The organism is Intestinirhabdus alba, from assembly GCF_009711095.1.
Lineage (GTDB): Bacteria > Pseudomonadota > Gammaproteobacteria > Enterobacterales > Enterobacteriaceae > Intestinirhabdus > Intestinirhabdus alba.
Genome location: NZ_WMJZ01000099.1, coordinates 1 through 1,877, shown reverse-complemented (window position 1 = coordinate 1,877; position 1,877 = coordinate 1). Strand labels below are relative to the sequence as shown.

Here is a 1,877-nt window from a genome sequence, read left to right as displayed (position 1 = left end):
CGCTCCAGCAAAAAACACTCCTGAGGATGAAGTATCGCCATTTATAGAGTCCTTATTTTCCATGCCACTTATGTTTGTTTTCCAGCTGCGGCAGCCCCTGATAGGGGTAGGCCGGATCGTCGTCGAAATCCCGGTAGCCCCAGCCGGTTTGTCTGCGCGGGCCGGTAAACTCTTTTTTTAAATCCGCCGGGTCGAGCACGATCTGCACCGCTCCGCCTTCCAGCGAGTACTCCGGCACCTTTTTGTTAATCTGCGTTGCGGCCCGCCCCTCCCATACCTTCAGCGGCTTTCCCGGCGGCACGGTGTACACCACATACTCGCCGTTTTCGTTCCAGCTTTTCCAGACGGCAAAGCGCCGCCGCCAGTCGCTTTTCGACTTCAGCGCCGTAAACTCCGCCTCGCGCATCCAGCAGATGCTGTTATCTCCTGAGCTGGGGTCCACAACGCGATACAGCTTTTCACCGGGCGGGAGTTCTACGGCCTTTATAGAGTCATCGAACGTGTTGAAGGCACCATTCGTCGGCAACGCGCGATCTTTCTCGTAGCGAATATCCGGCCAGCCTGCGTCTATTTTTTCATAATGAATCGGTTTTAAATCATCTAAGGCAGGATACTGAGGTTTTTTCAACCCCTTATCCACCCACTCCGGCTTCTTCTTTTTAAACGCCTCCAGCTCCTTTGCCGCCCGTTCGCTGCCCAGCACGTGGAGATTTTTACCCGCCTTTGCCCGGTATAAGTTGTCGCCCTCCACCCGCAGGCGGTTGGCCAGCCGCTCCAGATAATCGCTGACCGGCTTCAGCGCCCTGGCGATCATCACATCCGCTTTACGGCGAACGTCAGTCAGCAGCTCCCACAGCGCTGCCGCCGGCCGGCGCAGCGACGCCGGCCCCCACGAAACGGCTTTATCCAGCAGGCTGCGGGTGGCGGACAGCAGCTCATCAAAATTTTTCAGCAGTGATTTAGCGGTCAGCGATGCTTTCAGCGATCTGACCTGCTTTTCCAGAAAATGGTAAATATTATAGATTTTTCGTGATTTCAGGGTATGACGGACGGCCGGCATATCGAGGAGTTTGTGCAGTAAGGCCATACCTTCATCGATCGACTTTGCAACCAGGCTGCCGCTCTGGCTGGCGCGCATAAAGGTTTTGCGCCCCGAAAGCAGCAGCACCTTCATGCAGCCTTTCACCAGGGAGCCGAGCGACGGGAACAGCCCAATCAGGGTCAGCACCAGGGCCACCCACGGGCCTGTGCTGTTTTCGTCTTCTTTAATCTTTTTGCAGTTGGCCACCAGATCGCGAACATCGCAGATCTGATCCACCAGCGGGATCATCGAGATCAGGGTTCCCGTCACCACCTGTCCGGTGGTCTGATTCTCGTTAAAATCCCCCTGAATGGTTTCCCATATCCACTCACCCGCCGCCTCCATTTTCTGGCCCAGCCCGGAGAACCACCCTTCCGGCGCGGGCTGATAAAAGGCGAGTGCGTTCTGAAGATCCTTATCCATAGCGTCTCCTTACTTAACGGGCAAAAGATGCGTCAGCGGCCTGGATCAGCGCTGAGTACGGGGGCCAGGGTTCGTCCGCCAGCGGCTCCGGCAGCTGATAAATCACGGTGGCATTCTCATCGGGAACATTGTTGTGCAGCGTATAGCCGTTATCATCCAGCACGCCCTGCAGTACCGTTCCCCCCTCAAAGGTAATCTGATAAGCCGCGCCGGCTATCGGCTGGTTATCCCGATCAAAGAAGTTAAGCGCAATATTCACGGCATTCATGATCGCCCCCGGCAGCGGGGCGATTTCCGGCTGGCTCTGCGCCCGCTCCAGCCGGCCGTAGTATCCCGCCTTCGTCAGGTAGTCTCCCGGGGTCGCCGACTCGAT

General features: G+C 56.8%; 1 protein-coding gene and 1 pseudogene. Both read right to left on the bottom strand.

Features of this window, described 5'->3' with window-relative positions:
- Positions 1-52: 52 nt before the first annotated feature.
- A complete protein-coding gene (locus GJV78_RS22555; protein WP_155110291.1) occupies positions 53-1,504 on the bottom strand; it encodes a hypothetical protein in 1,452 nt (483 codons plus the stop codon).
- A gap of 13 nt (positions 1,505-1,517) precedes the next feature.
- Positions 1,518-1,877: pseudogene (locus GJV78_RS23175) on the bottom strand (type VI secretion system tip protein VgrG); the annotation flags it as partial.